The following is a 5,562-nucleotide window of genomic DNA, read 5'->3' on the forward strand; positions in this document are numbered from 1 at the left end:
GCCGCCGCCGCAGGACTTTGACTGGCTGATCATCATGGGTGGGCCGATGGGCGCCTACGAGTCCGATCTGCACCCGTTCCTGAGCGCCGAAATCGATCTGATCAGGGTGGCAATCAGGACCGGCAAACGGGTACTCGGCATCTGTCTGGGAGCACAGTTGATGGCCGCCGCGCTCGGCGCCAGAGTCTACGCGTCAGGTCACAAGGAAATCGGCTGGTTTCCGGTAGAAGCGGTTCCGGAAGCAACACACAGCCCGTTTGGCGATGACTTACCCGAACCACTGACCGTGTTCCATTGGCACGGTGACACCTTCGACCTTCCGGCCGGCGCGGTGCGGCTTGCCCGTAGCGCGCTGTTCCAGCAGCAGGGCTTCGTGTATGGCGACCGAGTACTGGCGCTGCAGTTTCACCCGGAGATGGACGCCGCCGGCCTGGCGGCGCTCGCCGACGCCTTCGGAGCACGCCTGAAACCCCGTCCCGGCGTGCAATCGGCGGCCGAGATGTGCGCCTTGGACCACCACTTCGCGCCCGCGCAGCGCCTGCTCGAAGCCTGGCTGACCCGGTTGGCCCGCACCTGATGCCCCAGCGACCTCCTGCCCCAAACCTGGGCCTGGTCCTTACCGGGGGCGGTGCGCGCACGGCTTATCAGGTGGGCGTCCTGCTGGCCATCAACAGCTGGCTGCAGCGACCACGACAATCACCCTTTGCCGTCATTACCGGGACCTCGGCAGGCGCCATCAACGCCAGCGTGCTGGCCGCGCATGCCGGTAGCTTTGGACGTGGCGTGGAGCAGCTCGCCAGCGTCTGGCGCACGCTGGAAGTAGGTCATATTTTTCACTGCGAGCGGCGGGCTTTGTATGGTCGAGCCTTGCGCTGGGTATGGGCGCTATTGCGTGGTGGCCTGGGCCGGAATAACCCGCGGGCGCTGCTTGACTACCAACCGCTGCGCGACCTGCTGGAGCGGCATGTGAATTTCGCGCGCATCGATATGCAGATTCGCCGGGGCGTACTGGAGGGGGTGGCCATCACCGCCTCCGGCTATGGCAGCGGGCGCGCGGTTACCTTCTATCAGTCCGCGTCCCAGGTGGCTGCCTGGCGCCGCGAACGGGTACAGAGCCGGCCAACCCGGCTCAGCCTGGATCACGTCATGGCGTCGGTGGCCATTCCGCTGCTGTTCGAGGCGGTGCGGCTTGGCGACGACTGGTACGGCGATGGTTCGATGCGCGACCACACCCCCCTGAGCCCCGCCATCAATCTGGGCGCTCGACGCCTGCTGGTCATCGCTACTCGCAATTCCGAGTCGGCGCCGCTGCCGCAGCCGCCGCCCTATCCTCAACTCGGGAAAATCGCCGGCTATGTACTCGATTCCTTGTTCATGGACGGCACCGGCAGCAACCTGGAACGGGTGCAACGGCTCAACGAGTTGGCGCGCTATGCCGGCGCCGATCCGGCGGCATCGCACGATCAACCGTGGCACCAGATCGATACCTGCCTGGTGAAGCCCAGCCAGGACCTGCGCCAACTGGCCACCCTGCACGCTGATCGATTTCCGGCGCCGGTGCGACGCCTTTTCCGGGGTATAGGTGCCTTTGGCGACTTGAGTCCCTTGCCCAGCTACCTGCTGTTCGACGGGACTTTCTGTCAGGCGCTGATGAACCTGGGCCACGCCGACGCGCAACGCCAGAAAGACGAAATCATGGCCTTGCTGGCCCCTGAATGAGGGGCGGCCCCAAAGATCGCCATCGATCCGCCACGGCAAGTGACCACTATCTGTAATTTTTGGAATAAAAATATAAGAAATTAATAATTCTCAGCTATATACGGCGCCCGTACCATACAAGCCTGCGCCACCTCTACGTTGAAACTGTCCATGTCTCCCTCAGACAAGATCGACCACGCCGTCACCATCCTGAAGGCAGCCGAAGCACACGGCCCAGCGGTACACACCAACAGTTTCGGGGCCGAGGGGGTTGTGCTCAGCCACCTTATTTCACGACACGCGCTGGAAATCAAAACCGCCAGCCTGGACACCGGACGCCTGCCGGAGCCGACCTTTGCCGTCGCCGAAGCACTGCGCCAGCGCTACGGGCTGCGCATCGATTGGTATTTTCCGGATCCGCAGGTACTTGGCGATTTCACGCAAGAGCATGGTGTGAACGCTTTTTACAATAGCGTCGAACTGCGCCATGCCTGCTGCGGCATCCGGAAAGTTGAGCCGCTCGGCCGGGCGCTGGTCGGCAAACTCGCCTGGATCACTGGACGACGCCGTCAGCAAGGCCATGATCGCGCCGTCTTGCCAGAACGCGAGTGGGACGAGCAGCGCGGAATCCTGAAGTTCAACCCGCTGGCGGAGTGGACCCACGACGATGTGTGGGCCTTCATTCGAATCAACGAAATTCCCTACAGTTCACTCCACGACGAGGGCTATCCGAGTATCGGTTGTGCACCGTGCAGCCGCGCCATCACGGTTGGGGAAGAACCCCGCGCCGGGCGTTGGTGGTGGGAACACGACGCTGTGCGCGAGTGCGGGCTCCATGGCCCAGCCCGGCCGGCCGCGGAAGATGAAGCACTGGCGACGCCAACCCCACCCATACCGGACGTCGGTCTGTAGGCAACAGCGCCACCCGGCGGGGCCCCGCTTGGTCAGTCCGCCAGCATCGGGATCAGCAGGGCCAGCGCTACCGTCGCCGTGATGACATGCAGCGGCAGACCCAAGCGTAGGTAATCGGAGAAACGGTACCCACCCGGACCGTACACCATCAGATTGGTCTGATAGCCAAACGGCGTCGCATAGCTCGCAGATGCCGCCATGATCACCGACAGGGCCAGCGGCAGCGGCGCCATACCAAGATCGTGCGCCAAGGCCAGGGCCAGCGGAATCATCAGGGCCACCGCGGCGTTATTGGTGATCAGCTGGGTCAGCACCAGAGTACTGAAGTAGATGGCTACAAGTACCTGCCAGGGCTCGCTGCCCAGGGCCGCGAGCAGGCCACCTGCCAGGCCACTGGCCGCGCCGGTAGCCTCAAGCGCGGCACTAACCCCAATGGCGGCGCCGATGGTCAGCAGCACCGAGGTGTCCAGACTGCGCCGCGCAGCATCAAATCCTATGCAACCGGTCAGCACCACAGCCACCGCGCCGAACAAGGCCGCGGAGGCGATATCGAGCAGCCCGAATCCAGCGCTCAAAACCACCCCGGCGAGGATCGCCAGCGCCAATGGCGCCCGATCATGCCGCCGCGGCGTGGCCCCATCGATGGCACTGACCAGCAGAAAATCGGGCGCCCGCCGGAAGCGCTCCAGAAACGACGGCCTGGCTTCCAGCAGCAGGGTGTCGCCGGAACGCAGCACGATGTCGCCGATCTTGCTCCGCAGTCGCTCGCCGCTGCGCGAAACCGCAATGATGGCCGCGTCGTAACGATTGCGGAACCGACCTTCGCGCACACTTTTGCCGGCTATTGGACAATGGGGGCCGACCACCGCCTCGACCAGCTGGCGCTGGCTGCGCGGACCATCGAGACGGACGATTTGTGCTGTAGCCGGCGCCAGGCCGCGGATGCGGTGCAGCTCCACCACCGAGTCGATGGCGCCAACGAACACCAGACGGTCGTCGGCCAGCAACGGCTCATCCGGGCCAACCGCCGCCAGCACCCGGCCGCCCCGATCAATCTCCAGCAAGTACAGACCACCCAGGCTACGCAAACCGGCCTGGGCGATGGTTTTGCCAACCAGCGGACCGCCTGCCTCCACCAGCATGTCGGTCAGGTACTCCCGCACGGCCGCACTATCCGCCGCAACTGACACCCGCTCCGGCAACAGACGCGGACCCAGCAGCAACAGATAGGCAAGACCTGCGATTGCCACCGGCAGCCCAACCGGCGTCAGTTCGAACATGCCAAGACCCGGCTGGCCGGAGGCCATCAACAGGCTGTTAGCCACCAGATTGGTGCTGGTACCAATCAGCACGCAGGTGCCACCGAGCAGCGCCGCATGGTTCAGTGGCAATAGCAGCTTGGAGGGCGAAATGCCAATGCGCCGGCACCAGTCCTTGACCAGGGGAATCAGCAGCGCCATCAGCGGCGTGTTGTTCATGAAGGCGCTCAGCGCCGCGGCAGGCACCGCGACCGTGGCAAGTGCACGCCGTTCGCCCCGTGGCGTCCCGAGCAAGGCACGGCCCAGCCAATCGATCGCGCCCGTCTCCTGGACACCTCCGGCCACCACGTACAGCAGGGCGACGGTAACCAGGCCAAGGTTGGCAAACCCAGCGAACGCGCGGTCGATCGGCAGCACGCCCGCGCCGACCAGGACCACGACACCCCCCAGAAATACCGCCTCCACCGGCCAACGGGTGACCAGCAGCAGAAGAAAAATGCCGACCACCACGGCAAGGGCCAGGACTGCTTCAAAGCCCATCTGGGCGTTTCCCTCTAAATTAAACCGCCCGGGGCATATCGCTCCGGGACCGTTGTTGGCAGCCGGCCTGCAAGCTCAGGAAAGGCCAATCCAACCATGCCAACGCTCGATTCCATGAGCATCTGCACGGCTCCCGAAGCCTAATCGAACTCGGCCACGAGGGGCCAGCCGAGGGAGGCCTTGCTCAATCGTGAAACTGCCGCCCGGCGGCCACCGCAACCACCACGCCGACGCGCACCAGAAAGTCACCGAAATGCTCTCCTGATTCACGCTCCGCGGCGTAGCGTTCCAGCAGCGGCGTCAACGCCTCGATGATGGCATCCTCGCCGATGTTCTCGCGATACAGCTTGCTCAGGCGCTGGCCGTGAAAGCCCGCCCCCAGGTACAGGTTGTACTTGCCCGGCGCCTTGCCAACCAGGCCGATTTCGGCGATGTACGGCCGCGCGCAGCCGTTGGGGCAACCGGTCATGCGCATCGTGATCGGTGTATCCGCCAGGCCGCACGCGTCCACCACCTGATCCAGTCGGCTGATCAGGTCCGGCAGGTAGCGCTCACTCTCGGCCATGGCCAGAGCGCAGGTCGGGAACGCCACGCAGGCCATGGCGTTGCGCCGCAGCAGCGACACCTCGCGCTCCAGGCCGTATTCGGCAATCAAGGCCTCGATGCGCGGCCGCCGTGCGGCGCTGACACCGGCAATGGTCACGTTCTGGTTGTTGGTCAACGCGAACAGGCCATCGTGACTGGCGGCGATTTCGCGCAGGCCCGAGCGCAGGCGCCGCGATCCGCGATCCGCGATGCGACCGTTCTCGACGACCAGCGTGTAGTGCGACTGGCCGTCGGGACCGCCCTGCCAGCCAAACGCGTCGGTGTTGTGGTCGAAGGCGAACGGCCGCGCCGGCGCCAACGCGAAACCAAGGCGGCTTTCCAATTCGGCCTTGAACCAGTCCACGCCACGGTCGTCGATGGTGTACTTCAGGCGCGCGTGGCGACGATTGCTGCGGTCGCCGAAGTCGCGCTGGACGCACACCACCTGCTCGGCCACGGCAATGGCCTGCTCGGGCGTGCAGAAACCGATCAGGTCCGCCAGGCGCGGGAAGGTCGCCTTCTCGCCGTGGGTCATGCCCATGCCGCCGCCGACCAGCACGTTCCAGCC

4 protein-coding genes and 1 pseudogene are annotated in these 5,562 nt (G+C 65.0%); 3 read left to right on the plus strand and 2 right to left on the minus strand.

All coding sequences use genetic code 11. From position 1 onward, the window contains the following. From ABZF37_RS13310 to ABZF37_RS13320, 3 genes are all read left to right on the plus strand, one after another. On the plus strand, positions 1 to 577 hold a 577-nt coding region (locus ABZF37_RS13310; protein ID WP_372720721.1), incomplete at its 5' end, for a type 1 glutamine amidotransferase. Then, positions 577 to 1,719, plus strand: coding sequence for a patatin-like phospholipase family protein (locus tag ABZF37_RS13315; RefSeq protein ID WP_372720723.1), 1,143 nt, complete (start codon positions 577 to 579; stop codon positions 1,717 to 1,719). The genes ABZF37_RS13310 and ABZF37_RS13315, both read left to right, overlap by 1 nt. A 150-nt stretch (positions 1,720 to 1,869) precedes the next feature. Further along, positions 1,870 to 2,610, plus strand: a complete 741-nt coding sequence (locus ABZF37_RS13320; RefSeq protein WP_372720725.1) for a phosphoadenylyl-sulfate reductase — start codon at positions 1,870 to 1,872, stop codon at positions 2,608 to 2,610. Positions 2,611 to 2,642: 32 nt separating this feature from the next. Here the strand turns inward: ABZF37_RS13320 and ABZF37_RS13325 are convergent, their stop codons facing one another. Both ABZF37_RS13325 and ABZF37_RS13330 read right to left on the minus strand, forming a co-directional pair. Continuing rightward, positions 2,643 to 4,409: an SLC13 family permease gene (locus ABZF37_RS13325; protein ID WP_372720727.1), complete on the minus strand. Its 1,767-nt coding sequence runs from the start codon at positions 4,407 to 4,409 to the stop codon at positions 2,643 to 2,645. A gap of 184 nt (positions 4,410 to 4,593) precedes the next feature. Beyond that, positions 4,594 to 5,562: pseudogene (locus tag ABZF37_RS13330) on the minus strand (sulfite reductase); the annotation flags it as partial.

It is taken from the genome of Immundisolibacter sp. (genome assembly GCF_041601295.1).
GTDB lineage: Bacteria > Pseudomonadota > Gammaproteobacteria > Immundisolibacterales > Immundisolibacteraceae > Immundisolibacter.